Source organism: Streptomyces sp. NPDC005955 (assembly GCF_042871255.1).
GTDB lineage: Bacteria > Actinomycetota > Actinomycetes > Streptomycetales > Streptomycetaceae > Streptomyces.
Map to the genome: position 1 here is coordinate 44288 of NZ_JBIAIF010000019.1, position 20018 is coordinate 64305.

The window sequence follows — 20018 nt, forward strand, 5'->3', positions numbered from 1 at the left end:
GCCGGTTCGGGTTCAAGGGCCGTGCCGCCCGTGCGGCGGGCCCGGCGGCCCCGCCGATCGCACGGCGGGGACACCTGAACCGTACACGCGACGGCCGGGGCCGATCGACGGGATTTCCCCCGTCGACCGGCCCCGGTCCGGACGCACGGGCCGCCCGGCGGGAAGCCGGGCGACCACCGGGCGCACTAGGCGCGCGGCTTCTCGCGCATCTCGTACGTCGCGATGACGTCGTCGACCTTGATGTCGTTGAAGTTGCCGAGGTTGATACCGCCCTCGAACCCTTCGCGGATCTCGGTGACGTCGTCCTTGAAGCGGCGCAGGCCCTCGATGTTGAGGCTCTCCGCGATGACCTTGCCGTCGCGGAGCAGGCGGGCCTTGGTGTTGCGCTTGACCTCGCCGGACCGGATGAGGACACCCGCGATGTTGCCCAGCTTGGACGAGCGGAAGACCTCGCGGATCTCCGCCGTGCCCAGCTCGACCTCTTCGAACTCCGGCTTGAGCATGCCCTTGAGGGCCGCTTCGATCTCTTCGATCGCCTGGTAGATGACCGAGTAGTAGCGGACGTCCACGCCTTCGCGCTCGGCCATCTGCTGTGCCCGCCCGGCGGCGCGCACGTTGAAGCCGATCACGATGGCGTCCGAGCCCATCGCCAGGTCGATGTCGGACTCCGTGACCGCACCGACGCCGCGGTGCAGCACCCGGATGTCGACCTCTTCGCCGACGTCGAGCTGGAGCAGCGAGGACTCCAGGGCCTCGACCGAACCGGACGCGTCGCCCTTGATGATGAGGTTGAGCTGCTGGATCTCGCCGGCCTTGAGCACCTTGTCCAGGTCCTCCAGGGAGACGCGACGCACCCGCTTGGCGAAGGCCGCGTTGCGCTCGCGCGCCGCACGCTTCTCCGCGATCTGGCGGGCCGTGCGGTCCTCGTCGACGACGATGAAGTTGTCGCCGGCGCCGGGGACGTTGGTGAGACCCAGGACCTGCACCGGGGTGGAGGGACCGGCCTCGTCGAGGGTGTTGCCCTGGTCGTCGTGCATGGCACGGACCCGACCGTAGGCGTCACCGACGACCATGGTGTCGCCGACCCGCAGCGTTCCGCGCTGGACCAGGACGGTCGCGGTGGCACCGCGGCCCCGGTCGAGACGGGCCTCGATCGCGATGCCCTGTGCGTCCTGCTCCGGGTTGGCGCGCAGGTCGAGCGAGGCGTCGGCGGTGAGGACGACGGCCTCCAGCAGGCTGTCGATGTTCAGGCCCTGCTTGGCGGAGATGTCGACGAACATGGTGTCGCCGCCGTACTCCTCGGCCACCAGACCGAACTCGGTGAGCTGGCCGCGCACCTTGGTCGGGTCGGCGCCCTCGACGTCGATCTTGTTGACCGCGACCACGATCGGCACCTCGGCCGCCTTGGCGTGGTTCAGCGCCTCGATCGTCTGGGGCATCACACCGTCGTTGGCCGCCACCACGAGGATCGCGATGTCGGTCGACTTGGCACCGCGGGCACGCATGGCGGTGAACGCCTCGTGGCCCGGGGTGTCGATGAAGGTGATGCGACGGTCGTCGCCGTTGACCTCGGTCGCGACCTGGTAGGCACCGATGTGCTGGGTGATGCCGCCGGCCTCGCCCGCGATGACGTTCGTCTTGCGGATGGCGTCGAGCAGTCGGGTCTTTCCGTGGTCGACGTGACCCATGACGGTGACGACCGGCGGACGCGAGACGAGGTTCTCCTCGCCGCCCTCGTCCTCGCCGAACTCCAGGTCGAAGGACTCCAGGAGCTCGCGGTCCTCCTCCTCGGGGCTGACGACCTGGACGACGTAGTTCATCTCCTCGGCCAGCATGACCAAGGTGTCGTCGGAGACCGACTGGGTCGCGGTGACCATTTCACCGAGGTTCATCATGACCGCGACGAGCGACGCCGGGTTGGCGTTGATCTTCTCCGCGAAGTCGGTGAGGGACGCACCGCGCGACAGGCGAATGGTCTCGCCGTTGCCGCGGGGCAGCATCACGCCGCCGACCGACGGGGCCTGCATGGCCTCGTACTCCTGGCGCCGCTGCCGCTTCGACTTGCGACCGCGTCGGGCCGGACCGCCGGGACGACCGAAGGCGCCCTGCGTTCCACCACGGCCACCGGGGCCGCCGGGACGACCGCCGAAGCCGGGACGGCCACCGCCGCCACCGAAGCCGCCGCCACCGCCGCCGCCACCGGGACGACCGGCGAAACCGCCGCCACCACCGGGACGGGCACCGCCGCCGCCACCGCCGGGACGACCGGCGAAGCCGCCGCCGCCACCGGGACGACCGCCGCCGCCACCCGGACGGGCACCGGCACCGGGACCGCGACCGCCACCCGGGCCACCGCCGGGGCGGGGACCGGCAGCCGGACGCTGCGGCATCATGCCGGGGTTCGGACGGTTGCCGCCGGGGCCGCCGCCGGGACGCGGGGCCTGCGGACGGGGCATGCCGCCCGGAGTGGGACGCGCACCGCCGGGACCGGCCTGGGGACGGGGACCGCCCTGACCGGCGCCCTGGGGACGCGGGGCGCCACCGGGAGCACCGCCGCCGGGACGCGGGGCGCCACCGGGACGGGGCGTCTGGGGACGCGCCATGCCGGTGGAACCACCGGACGTGAACGGGTTGTTGCCCGGACGCGGGCCCGCGGGGCGGGCACCGGGACGCGGGGCCTGGCCGCCGGGGCGTGCGCCCTGGCCGCCGGGACGCGGGGCACCGGAACGGTCGCCGCCGCGCGGCTGTCCGCCCTGGCCACCCTGTCCGCCCTGACCGGCGGGGCCGCCGGGGCGACCGCCGGGACGCGGACCGTCGCCGGGGCGGTTGCCCTGGCGGGGAGCGTCGGCGGGACGTGCGGGCGCCGCCGGGGGCGCCGTGAACTCGGGGACTCCCGGTGCGGGCGCGGCCGGAGCGGCCGGCGCGGGGCGCGGGGCCGGCTTCTGGGCCGGGGCGGGCCGCGGGCCGGGGGCCGGCGCGGCGGGACGCTCCGCGGCGGGCGGCTTGGGGGCCGCCGGGCGCGGCGGACCCGGACGTGCGGCCGGCGCGGCACCGGGGGTCGCCTGACCCGTCGGAGCCGGAGTCGACGAAGGCGCCGCCGGCATCGGGGGCCGCGGCGTTGCCTTCCTGGGGGCCGAGGGCTTCGCGCCGGACCTGCCGGAGCCACCGCCCTGGAATGCGTCAGTCAGTTTGCGTACGACGGGCGCCTCGATCGTCGAGGACGCCGAACGTACGAATTCACCGAGTTCTTGGAGCTTGGCCATGACGACCTTGCTCTCTACTCCGAACTCCTTGGCGAGCTCGTATACCCGGACCTTAGCCACTTCGCTCCTTTGAGGTCCGGGTTACGCCGGACCGTCGCTACTTCATGGGCGTACTCATCGCGTACTCATCGAGTGCTCATCGCAATCTCGACCTACTTCCAACTCGCGAGGTACTGGGCCGCACGGGGCTTCGCACGGCACCTGTTACGTATTACGTGGTGTCACCCGTGACCATCTGGGTCAGCGCCTGGGTGTCGAGCTGTGTCCGGGCCCGCAGGGCTCGGACGAGAGCGCGACGGCGCACCGCCAGATCGAGACAGACCGGGACGGGATGCACGTACGCACCCCGGCCGGGCAGCGTACCGCGAAGGTCGGGTACGCAGGCGTCACCCTTCTGCACGATACGCAGCAGTTCGTTCTTGGCCGCTCGCTCCCGACACCCCACACAGGTGCGTTCAGGGCGTGCGCGGGCTTGCGTCCGGCCAGACACGTTCTAGTCTACCTCCCCGTACGGACCCCATTCCTGCGGGGGCGGGCCACTCACCTGATGGTTCTCCCGCCGACACGTGCGGCGGGGCTCCGCGGGCGGGCGGTGGGCCCGCGGAGCCGCCCCTTCGTCTCAGGGGCGCCGGTACTCAGACCGGTCGGACCGGTCCGACTCGTCCGACTCCTGCTCGGTGTCCGGGCGGATGTCGATGCGCCAGCCGGTGAGGCGGGCGGCGAGGCGGGCGTTCTGGCCCTCCTTGCCGATCGCCAGTGACAGCTGGTAGTCGGGCACGATCACCCGGGCGGAGCGGGCCGCGAGGTCCACGACCTCCACCTTGGTCACCCGAGCGGGGGACAGGGCGTTGGCGACCATGTCCGCGGGGTCGTCGGACCAGTCGACGATGTCGATCTTCTCGCCGTTCAGTTCCGCCATGACGTTGCGGACCCGGCCGCCCATCGGGCCGATGCAGGCGCCCTTGGCGTTCAGTCCGGAGCGCGTCGAACGGACCGCGATCTTCGAACGGTGTCCGGCCTCGCGCGCGATCGCCGCGATCTCGACGGACCCGTCGGCGATCTCCGGCACCTCCAGCGCGAAGAGCTTCTTCACCAGGCTGGGGTGGGTGCGCGAGAGGGTGACGGAGGGACCGCGCACGCCCTTGGCCACCCGGACGACGTACGTCCGCAGCCGCATGCCGTGCGGGTACTCCTCGCCGGGCACCTGCTCCTGCACCGGCAGGATGGCTTCCAGCTTGCCGATGTCCACGAGCACGTTGCGCGGGTCGCGGCCCTGCTGGACGACACCGGTGACGATGTCTCCCTCGCGGCCCGCGTACTCGCCGAGCGTCACGTCGTCCTCGGCGTCCCGCAGTCGCTGGAGGATCACCTGCTTGGCGGTGGTCGCGGCGATCCGGCCGAAGTCCGACGGGGTGTCGTCGAACTCGCGCGCCTCCTGACCCTCCTCCAGGTCCTCGGGGTCCTCCTTCGCCCAGACGGTCACGTGACCGGTCTCGCGGTTGAGTTCCACCCGCGCGTGGCGCCGGCTTCCCTCGGTGCGGTGGTAGGCGATGAGGAGGGCCGATTCGATCGCCTCGACCAGCAAGGAGAAGGAGATCTCCTTCTCCCGCACCAAGCCCCGCAGGGCACTCATGTCGATGTCCACGACTACGCCTCCTCTTCTTCCGTGTCGTCGGTCAGGTCGGTGTCGTCACCGGCCGGGCCGGTGGTCTGCTTGCGGTTGAACTCGATCTCCACCCGCGCCTTGGCGATCTCGTCGAACGCGAGCCTGCGGGCGGTGGGCTTGCGGCCCTTGACGCCGGGGACTTCGAGGTCGAGACCGTCCTCGTCCACCTGGTTGATCCGGGCGGTCAACTCGCCGCCGGCGACCAACTGGAAACGGACCAGACGGCCGGTGGCCCGCACGTAGTGGCGGTGCAGGGTGAGCGGTCGGTCGGCGCCGGGGGACGTGACCTCCAGGACGTACTCGCCGGAGCCCATCACGTCGGTGGCGTCGAGTTCGTCCGAGATCGTCCGGCTGAGCTCCGCGCAGGTGTCGAGGAGCACGCCCTCGTCGGAGTCCACCACCACGCGCAGCACGCGCCGCTTGCCCGCCGGAGACACGCTGACCTCTTCGAGATCGAGTTCCTGGGCGGTCACGAGCGGTTCCAGCAGCTCGCGCAGCCTCTCGCTCTGGGTGGTGCTCATCCGGGTGACTCCTCGGCCGCGTGTGCTGTTGTGGGAAGGTCCTGTGTCCGGTCAAAGGGTATCCGCTCCCGGAGGGTGTTGCCGTCCGCGGCCGGTGGCCGTGCGGGTACGGTGATCACGGGCGTACAGCCCGTGTCTCCCGTCCTGCCACCGCGAGTTCCCGAGGACGTCCGCCATGCCGTTCCCCCTGCCGCTGCGTGCCCGGTCCGGGCCGCGCCGAAGGACTCTGCTCGCGGGTGTCGCGGGCGTCAGCCTGGCCGCCACGGTCACCACCGGCTGCACCTCGGACGCCGACGACCCGTCGGGGACGACGAAGAAGCAGGCGTCCGCCGCCGAACGTGCCCGGGTCCGCACGGCCACCGAGAGCCGGGACTTGGGCGAGCGCTACGACCGGGTGCTCGCCGCGCACCCCTCGCTCGCGAAGCGGCTGACGCCGCTGCGGGCCGAGGTCGCCAGCCACGAGAAGGCGTTCGCCCGGACCGGTCGGTCGGCCTCCCCCGAGGCGTCCACCGGCGCGACCGGCTCGGCCTCCCCCGGCTCCCCGGCCACCGGCGCCGCCCCGGAGCCCGTGCCGGACGCGCCCCGCGAGGCGCTCGGCTGGCTCGCCGGGCAGGAGCGGAAGCTGTCCGGCGCCCGGACCGCACGGGCCCTGGAGGTCCCCGGCGAGCTGGCACGGCTGCTCGCCTCGGTCGCGGCGGCCGGCGCCGCGCACGCGTACCTGTTGACGGAGGGCGACAAGTGACCGACCAGCCCAGTGCCCGCGAGCGGGCGAAGGCCGCCGAACTGACGGCGCTGCGAGCGGCCCTGGACGCCGAACACGCCGCCGTGTACGGCTACGGGGTGGTCGGCGGCAAGGTGCACGAGGACCGGCGGGGCGAGGCCCGCGCCGCGCACGACGCCCACCGGGCCCGTCGGGACGCCTGGCAGCGCGCGGTGCGGGACCTCGGCGGGGACCCGGTGCCGGCGGCGCCCGGGTACGCGCTGCCGTTCCCGGTCGCGGACACCGGCGGCGCGGTCCGGCTGGCCGCCCAGTTGGAGGACCGGCTCGCCGGGGTGTACGCCGACCTGGTCCGGGCCTCGCAGGGGGCACGGCGACGGACGGCGGTGGACGCGCTGCGGGAGGCGGCGGTCCGCGCGGCCCGCTGGCGGGGCGGCAGCGTAGCCTTCCCTGGGCTCGCCGAGCGGTCCGCGGGCCCGGGTGGCCCGCCGGCCCTGCGGGCATCCCGCTAGCTGGGGCGCGCCCCGCGACACGCTCAGGAAGGGACACCCCCCGCACATGGTTTTCGAAGCGCCGGAACGCCTGGTCCGGGCGCTGGCCGAGGCACGCGCGGACGCCACCCGCGAGACGGGGCCCGACGGGGCGTGGCTCGACGCCCTGCCCCGGCTCCTGGACCGGGCGGTGGCCGGTGTCGGGCTGACGGTGGAACGGGTGCCGGTGCCCGGGGGACGCAGTGGTCTGGTGGTGCTGGTGCGCCGGTCGGACGGGACGTCCGCCGCGCTGAAGCTGGCCCCGCCCGGTGCGCACCCGGAGCAGGAGCGGGCGGCGCTGGAGCACTGGGGCGGCCTGGGGGCCGTACGGGTGCTGACCGGTGCTCCCGTCGCGGGCGGGATGCTGCTGGAGCGCTTGCAGTCGGACGTGTCCGTGCGGTCGCTGCCGGAGGCCAAGGCGATGTTGGAGGCCGCGGGCGTGCTGCGGCGGCTGTGGGTCGAACCGCCGGTGGACCACGGGTTCGGGACGGTCGCCGAGCTGACCGGGCGGCAGGCCGCGGTGCTGAAGTCGGCCGCCGATCCGGAGGTCGCCGAGTTGGTGACGGCGGCGCTCGACGCGCGCGACGCGCTGTTGGCGGTGCCCGTGGACGCGCGGCTGCTGCACGGGACGTTCCGGCAGAGCAAGGTGCTGGCCGGGGAGCGGACGCCGTGGCTGGCGGTGGGGCCCGAGCCGCTGGTGGGCGACCCCGCGTACGATCTCGCGCGGCTGGTGCGGGACCGGGTGGAGGACCTGGTCGCCACGTCGTCCGGGGCGGGGGTGGCGCGGCGGCGGGTTCGCCGGCTGGCGGAGTCGTTGGAGGTGGACCCCGAGCGGGTGCGGGGGTGGGCGCTGTTTCGGGCGGTCGAGTCCGCGGTGCGGTCCCGGGGCTCGGGGCGCCCCGGGGATGCGGAGCTTCTTCTGGAGTACGCCACGTGGTTGTAGCTTCGGGTGCGCTGTGGTTGCCCGCGCAGTTCCCCGCGCCCCTATCGGGTACGACCCGCTGCACGTGCGCTGTTCGGTCGGCGTGCGCCCCGGACTCGCGCAGTTCCCCGCGCCCCTGATCGGGTGCGATCTGCTGCGCGTGCGCTGTTTCGTCGTTGTGCGTCCCCGTTTCGCGCAGTTCCCCGCGCCCCTGTCGGGGCGCTCTGTGGGCGGGGCCGGTTCAGCTCCGTCCGGGCCACGGGGCGAACCGGTTCGGGCCCCGTCAGGGGCGCGGGGAACTGCGCGGGCAAGGACGACGCACCCGCGCCGAACCACGCACCCCTAGGGAAGCGACCCCGCACCCGAGCCGAACCGCTACGCGGTCAAGCGGGCCACCGCCTCCGCGACGGTCAGTTCCTCACGCTCGCCGGTGCGCCGGTCCTTCACCTCGACGACGCCCTCGGCGGTCCGCCGCCCCGCGACGACGATGGTCGGCACCCCGATCAGCTCCGCGTCGGTGAACTTGACCCCGGGCGACACCCCCGCACGCTCGTCCACGAGCACCCGCAGACCCGCCGCGGCGAGCTGCTCGGAGACGTCGAGCGCCAGCTCCGTCTGCGCGGCCTTGCCCGCGGCGACCACGTGCACGTCGGCGGGGGCGATCTCCCGCGGCCAGCAGAGCCCCTGCTCGTCGGCGGACTGCTCGGCCAGCGCGGCCACCGCACGGGAGACGCCGATGCCGTAGGAGCCCATGGTGACCCGGACGGGCTTGCCCTGCTGGCCGAGCACGTCGAGCTGGAAGGTGTCGGCGTACTTGCGGCCGAGCTGGAAGATGTGGCCGATCTCGATCGCGCGGTCCAGCTTGAGGCCGGTGCCGCACTTCGGGCAGGGGTCGCCCTCCTCGACCACGACGACATCGAGGTAGTCGTCCACGGTGAAGTCCCGGCCGCAGACGACGTTGCGGGCGTGGGTGTCGGGTTTGTTGGCGCCGGTGATCCAGGCGGTGCCGGGCGCGATCCGCGGGTCGGCGACGTACCGGACCTTGTCCAGCCCCTGCGGGCCGACGTAGCCGCGGACCAGGTCGGGGCGGCCCTCGAAGTCCTCGGCGGTGACCAGTTCCACCACGGCGGGGGCGAGGTGCTCGCCGAGCTTGCCGAGGTCCACCTCGCGGTCGCCGGGCACGCCGACGGCGACGATCTCGCCGTCGACCTTCACCAGCAGGTTCTTCAGGGTGGCCGAGGCGGGGACGCCCAGGTGCTCGGCGAGGGTCTCGATGGTCGGGGTGTCGGGGGTGTCCAGCTCCTCGACGGGCCCGTGCTCGGCGCCGTCGACGGGGGTCAGCGCGAAGGTGACGGCCTCGGTGTTGGCCGCGTAGTCACACGCGGGGCAGTCCGCGAAGGTGTCCTCGCCGGCGGCTGCGGGGGCCAGGAACTCCTCGGAGTCGGAGCCGCCCATCGCACCGGAGACGGCCGACACGATCCGGTAGTCGAGGCCGAGGCGCTGGAAGATCTTCTGGTAGGCCCCGCGGTGCAGCCGGTAGGACTCGGCGAGCCCCTCGTCGGTGGTGTCGAAGGAGTACGAGTCCTTCATCTGGAACTCGCGTCCGCGCAGCACACCGGAGCGGGGACGGGCCTCGTCGCGGTACTTCGTCTGGATCTGGTACAGCATGACCGGAAGGTCCTTGTAGGACGCCACCTGGTCCTTGACGACGAGTGTGAAGATCTCTTCGTGGGTGGGGCCGAGCAGGTACTCGCCCCCCTTGCGGTCCTTGAGCCGGAACAGCAGGTCGCCGTACTCCTCCCAGCGCGCCGAAGCCTCGTAGGGCTCCTTGGGCAGCAGGGCGGGCAGCAGGACCTCCTGGGCGCCGATGGCGTCCATCTCCTCGCGGACCACGCACGAGATGTTGTCGAGGACCTTCTTGCCGAGCGGGAGCCAGGTCCAGATGCCCGCCGCGTTGCGGCGCACGTATCCGGCGCGGACCAGCAGCTTGTGGCTGAGCGTCTCGGCGTCCGCCGGGTCGTCGCGCAGTGTCTTGACCATCAATCGGGACATGCGCTGGACCTGGGCCATGGTGAACTCCTGCGTGGAAAGGGTGATGGGCAGGAGGTTAGCCGGGCCCGCCGGGCGGGCGGAAATCGGTTACGCGCGCCAGGGGGGTCAGGGGGCCCGGCGGGCCGGTCGGGCGGGCTCCCCGCGCAGCAGCGGCAGCGGCGCTCCCATGATCACGTACGGCCGGGGGGCGCTGGGGAAGTGGACCTGTCGGGCGAGGTCGCGGTAGCCGAGGGCGCGGTACAGCGCCCGGGCCGGGCTCTCGGTGTCGATCGCCGACAGGATCGAGCGGGGGTGCGGCGCGTCGTCCGTGATCGTGGTGATCAGGGACCGGCCGATGCCCCGGTTCTGGTGCCGGGTGCGCACGTGGAGTTCGGTGATGACGAAGGCGTCGTCGAGCCAGCCGTCGTTGCCCTGGAGCCTGAGGTAGGGCTGGACCACGGTCGACCACCAGTGGGTGCGGTCGTTGGGCATGCCGTACACGAATCCGACGAGCCGGTCGTCACCGAGGGTGGCGCCGAACGCGCGGGCGCCGGGCTGGTTCATGTGTCGCAGGACGATCTGACGGCGCACGTTGACCTCGTCCCGGCCCAGGCCGAACGCGTCGGCCTGCACGGCCAGGGCCTCGTCGACCCGGGCCGCGAGGTCCAGGGGCCCGATCGTGAAGTCGTCGGGCGTGCGCGAGCCGAACCCGGGAATCCGCAACATGCGGGGAGCGTACCCCGGGGCCGACCAGCCGGTACGGGGAGCCGGTCGGGGAGCGGCGCTCGGTGCGGGGAGGTCAGAACAGGACGCTCATGAACGCGCCGGTCTCACGGAAACCGACCCTGCGGTAGGCGGCGCGGGCCGCGGTGTTGTAGTCGTTCACGTAGAGGCTCACCACGGGGGCGACGTCGGCGAGGGCGTAGCGCAGCACGGCCGCCATGCCGGGGGCCGCGAAGCCCTGTCCCCGGTACTCGGGGGCGACCCACACGCCCTGGATCTGGCAGGCCCGCGGGGTGGCGGCGCCGATCTCCGCCTTGAAGACGACCTTGCCGTCCCGGTCGACCCGGGCGAAGGACCGTCCCGCTCCGACCAGTTCGGCGACCCTCGCCTGGTAGAGCAGTCCGCCGTCCCCGGCGAGCGGGGAGACCCCGACCTCCTCGGTGAACATGGCCACGCACGCGGGCATGATCGTTTCCATTTCGTCCTTGCGGACGCGGCGGACGTACGGGTCGGGGGTGACGGTGTCGGAGAGCCGGTCGGTGACCATCAGGGGTTGGTTCGGCCGGACCTCGCGGGCGGGGCCCCAGGACGGTTCGAGGAGCCGCCACAGTTCGGCGGTGGTCTCGGCGGGGCCGACGATGGAGGAGCAGCGGCGGCCGGCGCGGCGGGCGCGGTCGGCGAAGCCGCGGACGGCCCGCGGGGTGGCGCAGAGGGGGACCAGGTTGGCGCCCGCGTAGCAGAGGGACGCCAGCGCGCCGTCCTCGTACCAGCCCCACATCTCGCCGCCCAGGCGCCAGGGGTCCAGGCCGGCGACCTGGACCCGTGAGGTCACGAAGGCGTTGGCCACCGGGTCGCGGTCAAGGACCGCGAGGGCGGCTGCTAGGTCGCTCGGTTCGAGGACCCTGGTGGTGGTCTGGGTCAACACGGGTGCGGGGCCTCACCGGGTGGGCTGCTGGTCCTGGCACTGTACCTGCCGGTGAGGAGCCGTGCGCTGCCCGTGCGCTGCCCGTGCGGGGGCCGGGCCACGGGGCCCGTCCCGGGCGGGTCGCCGGTGCCCGCGACGGGTGTCGTCACGGGGCCGCGGCCCGGGTGGGGCGGGCCCGGGGCGGTACGGGTCAGCCGGCGACGGAGACGGTGGGTTCGCCGGAGGCGATGCCGTCCTTCTCCATCTGCTCGGCGATCTTCATGGCCTCGTCGATCAGGGTTTCCACGATCTTGGACTCGGGGACGGTCTTGATGACCTCGCCCTTCACGAAGATCTGGCCCTTGCCGTTGCCGGAGGCGACGCCGAGGTCCGCTTCGCGGGCCTCGCCGGGGCCGTTCACCACGCAGCCCATCACGGCGACCCGCAGCGGCACCTCCATGCCCTCCAGGCCGGCGGTGACCTCCTCGGCGAGCTTGTAGACGTCCACCTGGGCGCGGCCGCACGAGGGGCACGACACGATCTCCAGGCGGCGCTGGCGCAGGTTGAGCGACTCCAGGATCTGGATGCCGACCTTGATCTCCTCGGCCGGCGGGGCCGAGAGGGAGACCCGGATGGTGTCGCCGATGCCCTCGGCGAGCAGGGCGCCGAAGGCGACGGCCGACTTGATGGTGCCCTGGAAGGCCGGGCCGGCCTCGGTGACGCCCAGGTGCAGCGGGTAGTCGGACTGGGCGGCGAGCTGGCGGTACGCGTTCACCATGATCACCGGGTCGTTGTGCTTGACGGAGATCTTGATGTCGCGGAACCCGTGCTCCTCGAAGAGCGAGGCCTCCCACAGCGCCGACTCGACGAGGGCCTCGGGGGTGGCCTTGCCGTACTTCTGGAGCAGTCGGCGGTCCAGCGAGCCCGCGTTCACGCCGATGCGGATGGGGGTGCCCGTCTCGCCCGCGGCCTTCGCGATCTCGCGCACCTTGTCGTCGAACTGCTTGATGTTGCCGGGGTTCACCCGGACCGCGGCGCAGCCCGCGTCGATCGCCGCGAAGACGTACTTCGGCTGGAAGTGGATGTCCGCGATGACCGGAATCTGAGACTTGCGGGCGATGATCGAGAGGGCGTCGGCGTCGTCCTGGGTGGGGCAGGCCACCCGGACGATCTGGCAGCCGGAGGCCGTCAGCTCGGCGATCTGCTGGAGCGTCGCCCCGATGTCGGAGGTGCGCGTGGTCGTCATCGACTGGACCGAGACCGGCGCGTCGCCACCCACCGCGACGGACCCGACCTGGATCTGCCGGCTCTTGCGGCGTTCGGCGAGCTTGGTCGGAACGGACGGCATGCCGAGCGAAATCGCAGTCATCTGGTGTGCAACCCCAAGGTGTGGATCGAGGTCCCGTCATCAGCGGGCTCCGATCCCTCAGATTACGGCACCGGAAGGGCCCTGGGCACATCGCGCCGCCGGGTGCACCTCAGGGGTGGGCGGCCGGACAGACGTGCTGTCCGGCCGCCGTGAGCACGTCCGTGCCGGGGGTCGTCAGGAGATTCTGACGGGGTTCACGAGGTCAGCGATGAGGACGAGGAGGGTGAAGCAGACGAACACTCCGGCGACGACGTAGGCGACGGGCATGAGCTTGGCCACGTCGAAGGGTCCCGGATCGGGCCGCTTGAACACCCGTGCGGTGGCCCGCCGTACGGACTCCCAGGCGGCGCCCGCGATGTGCCCGCCGTCGAGCGGGAGCAGGGGCAGCATGTTGAACAGGAACAGCGAGAGGTTGAAGCCCGCGACCAGGAACAGCATCATCGCGACCTGGTTCTCCGGCGGGATGTCGAGGTTCAGCACCTCGCCGCCGACCCGGGCCGCCCCGACGACGCCCATCGGCGAGTCGGCCTCGCGCGGTCCGTCGCCGAAGGCCGCGTCCCACAGGGCGGGGACCTTGGAGGGCAGCGCTATCAGCGACTCGACGCCGCTGACCATCATGTCGCCCATCCGGTCCACGGACTGGCCGAAGGACTGTTCGACGATTCCGGTGGCCGGGGTGAAGCCGAGGAAGCCCGCGGTGACGTACTCCCCCTCGACGTAGCCGCCCTTGCCGTCGGTCTTGCCGACCTGGTTCTTGATCAGGGTGGCCCGGAGTTCCTCGCGCTGGCCGTCCCGCTCGACGGTGAGGGTGGCCGGTCCGACGGTGTCGCGGATGCGGGACTGGAGGGCGGACCAGTCGCCGACCGACTCGCCGTTGAAGGCCACGATCTTGTCCCCGGCGCGGAGCCCGGCCTGCTTGGCGGGGGCCGCCTGGTCGCCCGTCTCGCACTTGGTCCGGTTCTCGCTCTGCTGGATCACGCAGTCGGAGACCGCCCCGACCGAGGTCGTCTGCTGCTCGATGCCGAAGGTCATCAGCACGCCGAGGAAGATCGCCACGGCCAGGACCAGGTTCATGAACGGCCCGGCGAACATGACGATGACGCGTTTCCAGGGCTTGCGGGTGTAGAAGAGCCGCTTCTCGTCGCCCGGTTCCAGCTCCTCGTAGGCCGCGGTGCGGGCGTCCTCGATCATGCCGCGCCACGGGGAGGTGGAGCGGGCCTCCACCCGGCCGTCGGCGCCGGGCGGGAACATCCCGATCATGCGGATGTAGCCGCCGAGCGGGATCGCCTTGATGCCGTACTCCGTCTCGCCCTTCTTGCGCGACCACAGGGTCGGCCCGAAGCCCACCATGTACTGCGGGACGCGGATGCCGAAGAGCTTGGCGGTCGACAGGTGGCCGAGTTCGTGCCACGCGATCGAGAACATCAGGCCGATGGCGAAGACCACTATCCCGAGGATGGTCATCAGGAGTGTCATGCACGCGCCTCCGCGGTCTTCTTCGCTGTCCTGGTCGCCTGTGCCGTCAGTTCACGGGCCCGGGCCCGTGCCCAGGTCTCCGCTTCGAGGACGTCCTGCACGGTCAGGGAAGTTCCCGTGCGCGGGGTGCCGTGTTCGGTGACGACCTCGGTGACGGTCTCCATGATGCCGTTGAACGGCAGGGCGCCGTTCAGGAACGCGTCAACGCACTCCTCGTTGGCGGCATTGAACACTGCCGGAGCCGTTCCCGCGAGCGCCCCCACGTGCCGGGCGAGGCCGACGGACGGGAAGGCCTCCGTGTCGAGGGGGAAGAACTCCCACGTGGAGGCGAGGCTCCAGTCGAAGGCGGGGGCGGCGTCCGGCACCCGGGCCGGCCACCCCAGGCCGATGGCGATGGGTCCGCCCATGTCGGGCGGGGTGGCCTGGGCCAGCGTGGAGCCGTCGGTGAACTCGACCATCGAGTGCACGTAGGACTGCGGGTGGACGACGACCTCGATGCGGTCGAAGGGGACGTCGTACAGCAGATGGGCCTCGATCACCTCCAGGCCCTTGTTGACGAGGGTCGCGGAGTTGATGCTGATCACCGGGCCCATGGCCCAGGTGGGGTGCGCGAGGGCGTCCGCCGGGGTGACGTCGGCGAGCTCCGCCTTGGTCCGGCCCCGGAAGGGTCCGCCCGACGCGGTGACGACCAGCTTGCGGACGTCGGCGCGGGTGCCCGCGGCGAGCGCCTGGAACAGGGCCGCGTGTTCGGAGTCCACCGGGATGATCTGCCCCGGTTTCGCCAGCGCCTTGACCAGGGGGCCGCCCACGATCAGCGACTCCTTGTTGGCGAGCGCCAGGCTGCGTCCCGCCTCCAGGGCCGCCAGGGTCGGGGCGAGCCCGATGGAGCCGGTGATGCCGTTGAGCACGGTGTGGCAGTCGGAGGCGGCCAGCTCCGCGGCGGCCGACGGTCCGGCGAGGAGCGTCGGCAGGGCCCGCCCGGTGCCGTACCGCGCGGTCAGGGCCTCGCGCAGCGCGGGAACGGCGTCCTCGCGGGCGACCGCCACGGTGTCCACGTCGAGCGTGTGCGCCTGTTCGGCGAGGAGGTCGACGTTGCCGCCCGCGGCGGACAGGGCGGTGACCCGGAATCGGTCGGGGTTGCGCCGGACGAGGTCGATGGCCTGGGTGCCGATCGACCCCGTGGAGCCGAGGATCACGATGTCCCTGCGGTCTCCGGCCGGGCTGGGGTCGAAGACGACGTGCGGGTCTGCGAGGGGGGCGGGGCTGTCGGTCATTCCCCCATTCTTACGGGTCGCCGCGCCGACCGGCAGCGGCCCGGGGGCCGTACAGCGCCCCCGGGCCCCCGCGGACGCCGGACGCGGGCGCGCCGCGGGGTGCGGGAACCCCACCGGAGCCGGGTGCGCAGGCGGGCGCGGGCCTGCCGGCACGGTCAGGGAACGGGGCGGTGCCGGTCGGGTCCGGCGGTGGGGCCGGGAGTGGCGTCGGCGATCCACGGGCCGTCGCCGCTGGGGTCCACGATCCCGTGTTCGAGCCAGGTGTGGGAGCCGTCGAGCACCGCTGCCACCAGGGTGCGGTCGGACGCGTCGGCGTTGGTCCACAGCCGGCCGAAGAGTTCGTCGGCGCGGACCCGGGCCTGCCGGCAGAAAGCGTCGGCGAGCTGGTAGGCCTCCCGGCCGTGGTCGCCGCGCTGCCGCAGGTGCTCGGCCCGTACGCACGCCGCGCTCATCGCGAACAGTTCCGCGCCGATGTCCACGATCCGGCCCAGGAAGCCCTGTTTGGTCTCCAACCGACCCTGCCAGCGGGACATCCCGTAGAACACGGACCGGGCGAGCCGGCGCGAGGTCCGTTCGACGTAGCGGAGGTGACCGGCGAGGTCCGCGTGCCCGGTGGGGTGGAAGGCGGCGTACGAGGTGGGGAGCTGTCCGGGGCCGGTGACCAGTTTCGGCAGCCAACGGGCGTAGAAGCCGCCCGCCCGCGCCCCGGCCCGCGCCTTGTCCTGGAGCGAGGTGTCCGGGTCGATCAGGTCGCCGGCGACGGAGAGGTGGGCGTCGACGGCCTCACGGGCGATCAGCAGGTGCATGATCTCGGTGGAGCCCTCGAAGATCCGGTTGATCCGCAGGTCGCGCAGCAGTTGTTCGGCGGGGACCGCCCGCTCGCCCCGGGCGGCCAGCGACTCGGCCGTCTCGAAGCCCCGTCCGCCGCGGATCTGGACGAGGTCGTCGGCCATCCGCCACGCCATCTCGGACCCGTACAGCTTGGCGAGGGCCGCCTCGATCCGGATGTCGTTGCGGTGGTCGTCCGCCAGCTGCGAGGACAGGTCGACGACGGCCTCCAGGGCGAAGGTGGTCGCGGCGATGAAGGCGATCTTCCCGCCGACGGCCTCGTGCCGGCCGACGGGCCTGCCCCACTGTTCCCGGGCGCCCGACCACTCGCGGGCGATCTTCAGGCACCACTTGCCGGCGCCGACGCACATCGCGGGCAGCGAGAGCCGGCCGGTGTTGAGGGTGGTCAGGGCGATCTTGAGGCCGGCACCCTCGGGACCGATCCGGTTCGCGGCGGGCACCCGCACCCCGTGGAAGCGGGTGACGCCGTTCTCGATGCCGCGCAGCCCCATGAAGGCGTTGCGGTGCTCCACGGTGATGCCCTCGGAGTCCGCCTCGACGACGAACGCGGTGATGCCGCCCGGGTGGCCCTCGCCGGCCGGGACCCGGGCCATCACCACGAGCAGGTCGGCGACCACCCCGTTGGTGGTCCACAGCTTCACCCCGTCGAGGACGTAGTCCTCCCCGTCCGGGACGGCGGCGGTGGCGAGCCGGGCCGGGTCCGAGCCGACGTCCGGTTCGGTGAGCAGGAACGCGGAGATGTCCCCGCGGGCGCAGCGCGGCAGGTAGCGGTCGCGCTGCTCCTGGGTGCCGAACAGCTTCAAGGGCTGCGGTACGCCGATCGACTGGTGCGCGGAGAGCAGCGCGCCGATCGCGGGGTTCGCGGAGCCGACGAGGGCGAGGGCCTTGTTGTAGTACACCTGGGTGAGGCCGAGGCCCCCGTACCGGGTGTCGATCTTCATGCCGAAGGCGCCCAGTTCCCGCAGGCGGGTCACCGTCTCGTCCGGGATGCGGGCCTCGCGTTCGATGCGGGCGGAGTCGACCTCGTCCTCGCAGAAGTCGCGGAGCTTGGCGAGGAACTGCTCACCGCGTCGGACGGCGTCGTCGCCGGGCACCGGGTGCGGGTGGATCAGGTCCAGCCGGAAGCGACCGAGGAACAGTTCCTTGGCGAAGCTGGGCCCCCGCCAGTCCTGCTCGCGCGCGGCCTCGGCGACCTGGCGTGCCTCACGGGCGGTGACGGCCGGCTTGGGGGGTGATGCGGTCATGAGGGACACCTCGCCGCTGGTCGGTGGGGCACGGGGGCGGACCCGTCCGGGGCCCGTGGCGCTGCTCCTCCGTGTGTACCCCGGTCCTCCGCGGTCAGCCAGGCGTGCCGCCGCCGTTCGGACCAAGCGGGTCCGCTGCGCCGGCACGTGCGCGGCTCGGGACGCCGATCGAGCAGATCGGCACGCATCGTCAAGAACGTGCGCACGGCCCGTCAAGGCGCCGCCCGGCGCCGGACCTAGCGTGGGGGAAACGGAGGTTCCGGGCGGGCGGCCCGTTCCGGTCGCCCGTCCGCGAGGAGGAAGGAGTGCCGATCGATGTTCCGCATTCCGAACGAGGTCCCTGGTGCGCCGACGCGTCGAAGTCGCAGGTGGGGAAGGGCGGCCCTGAAGGCCGTGGGCACCGCGACGGCGACCGTCGCCCTGCTCGCCATCGGCACGGGGACCGCCCGTGCGGCGGAGAGCTACTACCTGCACAACTACTACAGCGGGCTCTGCGCCGGGGTCGGCAGCAAGACCGGGAACGGCGCCCCGGTGATCCAGTGGGGGTGCAACTCGGCCGTCGACGAGCGCTGGACGTTCGTGAGCACCACGGACAGCAACGGGGCCCGGGCGTACTTCGTGAAGAACGTCTACTCGGGCAAGTGCATCGGGGTGGGGTCCAGCCTGGCCCAGGGTGCCGGCGCCATCCAGTACACCTGCAACGGGGCCGTCGACGAGAAGTGGTGGTACTCCGGCGGGTACCTGCGGAACGTGTACTCCGGCAAGTGTCTCGGGGTCGGTTCCAGCGGTTCCCCCGGCAGACAGTTGATCCAGTGGACCTGCAACGGCGCCTCGGACCAGGTCTGGACGACGACCACGGCCACCGTGCCGGTGTGACGTCCGGCACGCCCGTCCGACGGCACGGCGCCGCCGCGGGACAGGAGCGGATGCAGCCCGTCCCGGAGCCTCCGCACAGAAGGCTCCGGGACGGGTTCACCGGTGGTCCTGGTCCGCCGACCAGGGGTTCCGGTGGGGGCGGGACGGCCGGGGTGGGCCGCCCCGTGGTCAGAGGGCGAGTCCGGTGAGGACGAGGACCCGCTCGTAGGTGTAGTCGTCCATCGCGTAGCGGACGCCTTCGCGGCCGACGCCGGAGAGCTTGACGCCGCCGTACGGCATCTGGTCCGCACGGTAGGAGGGCACGTCACCGATGATCACGCCGCCCACCTCCAGGGAGCGGTGCGCGCGGAACGCGGCCTGCACGTCGTGCGTGAAGACACCGGCCTGGAGCCCGTACTTGGAGGAGTTCACGGCGGCGAACGCCGCGGCCTCGCCGTCGACCTTCTGCACCACGAGGACCGGTCCGAAGACCTCTTCGCGGGCGATGGTGACCTGGTCGGGGACGGCGGCGAGGACGGTCGGGGCGTAGGACGCGGCGTCGCGCTCACCACCGGTGAGGACCTCGGCGCCCGCGGCGGCGGCCTCGTCGACCCAGGACTCCACGCGCTTGGCGGCGTCCTCGCTGACCAGCGGGCCGACGTCGGTGCCGGCGTCGGAGGGGTCGCCGGTGACCTGGGCCTCGACCGCGGCGACGATGCGCGGGACGAGCCGGTCGTACACCGCGGCGTCGGCGATCACGCGCTGCACCGAGATGCAGGACTGGCCGCCCTGGTAGTTCGAGAAGGTCGCGATGCGCTGGGCGGCCCGGTCGAGGTCGGCGTCGCTGGACCAGTCCGCGAGGACGACGGCGGCGCCGTTGCCGCCCAGTTCCAGGGTGCAGTGCTTGCGCGGCACGGAGTCCATGATCGCGTAGCCGACGGTCTCGGAGCCGGTGAAGGAGATCACCGGCAGCCGCTCGTCCTGCACCAGGGCGGGCATGCGGTCGTTGGTGACCGGGAGGATCGACCAGGAGCCCTCGGGCAGCTCGGTCTCGGCGAGCAGCTCGCCGAGGACCAGGCCGGACAGCGGGGTCGCCGGGGCGGGCTTGAGGATGATCGGGACGCCGGCGGCGATCGCGGGGGCGACCTTGTGCGCGCAGAGGTTCAACGGGAAGTTGAACGGGGCGATCCCGAGGACGACGCCCTTGGGGAAGCGACGGGTGAGGGCCAGCCGGCCCTGGCCGCCGGCGTCGGTGTCCAGGCGCTGGGCCTCGCCCCCGTTGAAGCGGCGGGCCTCCTCGGCGGCGAAGCGGAAGACGGAGACGGCACGGCCGACCTCGCCGCGGGCCCACTTGATGGGCTTGCCGTTCTCGGCGGAGATCAGCTGGGCGATCTCCTCGGTGCGCTCCGTCAACCGCTGGGAGACGTGGAGCAGCGCCGCGGCCCTGGTGTGGGCGGGGGTGGCGGCGAAGTCCTCCAGGGACGCGTGCGCACGGGCCACGGCCTCTTCGACCTGGGCGTCGGTGGGGACGGCGACCGTGCCCACCACGCGGTTGTCCCACGGGGAGGTGACGTCGAACGTGGTGTCGCCGGTGGCCTGGCGGCCGGCCAGCCAGAAGGCGTGGGTGGAGGTCATGTCCGGAGTCCGGCCCTTCCCTGTCGCGGTGCGGTGTC

Annotated in this window: 16 protein-coding genes; 4 read left to right on the top strand and 12 right to left on the bottom strand. The window is 72.7% G+C overall.

What is annotated here, in order from left to right; genetic code table 11:
* Positions 1-185: 185 nt before the first annotated feature.
* The 4 genes from infB to rimP all read right to left on the bottom strand — a co-directional run bounded on the left by infB (position 186) and on the right by rimP (position 5450).
* Positions 186-3323 (bottom strand): translation initiation factor IF-2, encoded by a 3138-nt coding sequence (gene infB / locus ACFYOU_RS31350; RefSeq protein ID WP_389766515.1) that lies wholly within the window; start codon positions 3321-3323, stop codon positions 186-188.
* Between the two features lie 151 nt (positions 3324-3474).
* Complete coding sequence (locus ACFYOU_RS31355; RefSeq protein WP_387002094.1) at positions 3475-3753, bottom strand: YlxR family protein; 279 nt, start codon at positions 3751-3753, stop codon at positions 3475-3477.
* Between the two features lie 129 nt (positions 3754-3882).
* A complete protein-coding gene (gene nusA, locus ACFYOU_RS31360; protein ID WP_389766517.1) occupies positions 3883-4908 on the bottom strand; it encodes a transcription termination factor NusA in 1026 nt (341 codons plus the stop codon).
* 2 nt (positions 4909-4910) lie between these two features.
* Positions 4911-5450: a ribosome maturation factor RimP gene (rimP, locus tag ACFYOU_RS31365; protein WP_387002090.1), complete on the bottom strand. Its 540-nt coding sequence runs from the start codon at positions 5448-5450 to the stop codon at positions 4911-4913.
* A gap of 175 nt (positions 5451-5625) precedes the next feature.
* Between rimP and ACFYOU_RS31370 the strand changes: the two genes are divergently transcribed.
* From ACFYOU_RS31370 to ACFYOU_RS31380, 3 genes are read left to right on the top strand one after another with little or no spacing between them, the layout of a single operon-like run.
* A complete protein-coding gene (locus ACFYOU_RS31370) occupies positions 5626-6192 on the top strand; it encodes a hypothetical protein (protein ID WP_391310422.1) in 567 nt (188 codons plus the stop codon).
* On the top strand, positions 6189-6680 hold the full coding sequence (locus tag ACFYOU_RS31375; RefSeq protein ID WP_391310424.1) for a DUF4439 domain-containing protein: 492 nt from the start codon (positions 6189-6191) through the stop codon (positions 6678-6680). The genes ACFYOU_RS31370 and ACFYOU_RS31375 overlap by 4 nt, the downstream gene beginning before the upstream one ends.
* Before the next feature lie 46 nt (positions 6681-6726).
* Positions 6727-7641, top strand: coding sequence for an aminoglycoside phosphotransferase family protein (locus tag ACFYOU_RS31380; protein ID WP_391310427.1), 915 nt, complete (start codon positions 6727-6729; stop codon positions 7639-7641).
* 354 nt (positions 7642-7995) lie between these two features.
* Here the strand turns inward: ACFYOU_RS31380 and ACFYOU_RS31385 are convergent, their stop codons facing one another.
* The 7 genes from ACFYOU_RS31385 to ACFYOU_RS31415 form a co-directional block, all read right to left on the bottom strand.
* Positions 7996-9690: a proline--tRNA ligase gene (locus ACFYOU_RS31385; RefSeq protein WP_391310428.1), complete on the bottom strand. Its 1695-nt coding sequence runs from the start codon at positions 9688-9690 to the stop codon at positions 7996-7998.
* Between the two features lie 87 nt (positions 9691-9777).
* The gene (locus tag ACFYOU_RS31390; RefSeq protein ID WP_385491662.1) at positions 9778-10377 is read right to left on the bottom strand and encodes a GNAT family N-acetyltransferase; all 600 of its coding nucleotides are present in this window, start codon (positions 10375-10377) and stop codon (positions 9778-9780) included.
* A 73-nt stretch (positions 10378-10450) separates the two neighbouring features.
* Complete coding sequence (locus ACFYOU_RS31395; protein WP_391310430.1) at positions 10451-11299, bottom strand: GNAT family N-acetyltransferase; 849 nt, start codon at positions 11297-11299, stop codon at positions 10451-10453.
* A gap of 190 nt (positions 11300-11489) precedes the next feature.
* The gene (gene ispG, locus ACFYOU_RS31400) at positions 11490-12647 is read right to left on the bottom strand and encodes a flavodoxin-dependent (E)-4-hydroxy-3-methylbut-2-enyl-diphosphate synthase (protein WP_389766529.1); all 1158 of its coding nucleotides are present in this window, start codon (positions 12645-12647) and stop codon (positions 11490-11492) included.
* A 174-nt stretch (positions 12648-12821) separates the two neighbouring features.
* Entirely contained in the window at positions 12822-14123 is a 1302-nt protein-coding gene (locus ACFYOU_RS31405; RefSeq protein ID WP_391310432.1) for a site-2 protease family protein, read from the bottom strand.
* Entirely contained in the window at positions 14120-15397 is a 1278-nt protein-coding gene (dxr, locus tag ACFYOU_RS31410) for a 1-deoxy-D-xylulose-5-phosphate reductoisomerase (RefSeq protein ID WP_389766533.1), read from the bottom strand. The genes ACFYOU_RS31405 and dxr overlap by 4 nt, the downstream gene beginning before the upstream one ends.
* Before the next feature lie 155 nt (positions 15398-15552).
* Positions 15553-17490 carry an acyl-CoA dehydrogenase family protein gene (locus ACFYOU_RS31415; RefSeq protein ID WP_391310434.1) on the bottom strand — a complete coding sequence of 646 codons (1938 nt, stop codon included), beginning with the start codon at positions 17488-17490 and terminating at the stop codon, positions 15553-15555.
* 393 nt (positions 17491-17883) lie between these two features.
* Here ACFYOU_RS31415 and ACFYOU_RS31420 point away from each other — a divergent pair, with 393 nt between their 5' ends.
* Complete coding sequence (locus ACFYOU_RS31420) at positions 17884-18366, top strand: RICIN domain-containing protein (RefSeq protein ID WP_391310436.1); 483 nt, start codon at positions 17884-17886, stop codon at positions 18364-18366.
* 168 nt (positions 18367-18534) lie between these two features.
* Here the strand turns inward: ACFYOU_RS31420 and ACFYOU_RS31425 are convergent, their stop codons facing one another.
* Positions 18535-19980 (bottom strand): aldehyde dehydrogenase family protein, encoded by a 1446-nt coding sequence (locus ACFYOU_RS31425; protein ID WP_391310438.1) that lies wholly within the window; start codon positions 19978-19980, stop codon positions 18535-18537.
* Positions 19981-20018 lie beyond the last annotated feature (38 nt).

Coding starts and splice junctions, on each gene's coding strand:
- ispG (WP_389766529.1), bottom strand. CDS start 12,647: ATGACTGCGATTTCGCTCGGCATGCCGTCCGTTCCGACCAAGCTCGCC.
- ACFYOU_RS31370 (WP_391310422.1), top strand. CDS start 5,626: ATGCCGTTCCCCCTGCCGCTGCGTGCCCGGTCCGGGCCGCGCCGAAGG.
- rimP (WP_387002090.1), bottom strand. CDS start 5,450: ATGAGCACCACCCAGAGCGAGAGGCTGCGCGAGCTGCTGGAACCGCTC.
- ACFYOU_RS31390 (WP_385491662.1), bottom strand. CDS start 10,377: ATGTTGCGGATTCCCGGGTTCGGCTCGCGCACGCCCGACGACTTCACG.
- ACFYOU_RS31425 (WP_391310438.1), bottom strand. CDS start 19,980: ATGACCTCCACCCACGCCTTCTGGCTGGCCGGCCGCCAGGCCACCGGC.
- ACFYOU_RS31385 (WP_391310428.1), bottom strand. CDS start 9,690: ATGGCCCAGGTCCAGCGCATGTCCCGATTGATGGTCAAGACACTGCGC.
- ACFYOU_RS31405 (WP_391310432.1), bottom strand. CDS start 14,123: ATGACACTCCTGATGACCATCCTCGGGATAGTGGTCTTCGCCATCGGC.
- dxr (WP_389766533.1), bottom strand. CDS start 15,397: ATGACCGACAGCCCCGCCCCCCTCGCAGACCCGCACGTCGTCTTCGAC.
- ACFYOU_RS31380 (WP_391310427.1), top strand. CDS start 6,727: ATGGTTTTCGAAGCGCCGGAACGCCTGGTCCGGGCGCTGGCCGAGGCA.
- ACFYOU_RS31415 (WP_391310434.1), bottom strand. CDS start 17,490: ATGACCGCATCACCCCCCAAGCCGGCCGTCACCGCCCGTGAGGCACGC.